The following is a 356-nucleotide window of genomic DNA, read 5'->3' as shown; positions in this document are numbered from 1 at the left end:
GTGGGGCGGGAGAACCTGCGTCCGGGTGATGTGGTGCTGCTGAACTATCCGTACTGGAACGCGGCCCACGCCTATGACGCGACGTTGTTCTCGCCGGTGTTCCTGGACTCCGAGCTGGTGGGTTTTCTGTGTGTGCGGGCTCACTGGATGGATCTGGGGGCCAAGGATCCGGGGTATGTGCTGGATTCCACGGACATGCATCAGGAGGGGATCATCTTTCCCGGGACGAAGGTGTTCTCGGGGGGTGAGCCGAATCGGGAGATCATCGAGTTGATCCGGTTCAACTCGCGGATGCCGGATCTGGTGATCGGTGATCTGAACGCGCAGGTCGCCGCGTTGCGCACCGGCGAGCGCCG

At 62.6% G+C, this 356-nt stretch carries 1 protein-coding gene; it reads left to right on the top strand.

Annotation, left to right across the window (positions count from 1 at the left end; all coding sequences use genetic code 11):
- Positions 1-30 precede the first annotated feature (30 nt).
- Positions 31-356: hydantoinase B/oxoprolinase family protein (locus tag IG98_RS0144140; protein ID WP_211264397.1), on the top strand; the 326-nt coding region annotated here is incomplete at its 3' end.

This window comes from Streptosporangium amethystogenes, from assembly GCF_000721075.1.
GTDB lineage: Bacteria > Actinomycetota > Actinomycetes > Streptosporangiales > Streptosporangiaceae > Streptosporangium > Streptosporangium amethystogenes.
This window is presented reverse-complemented; position numbering and strand designations above follow the sequence as displayed.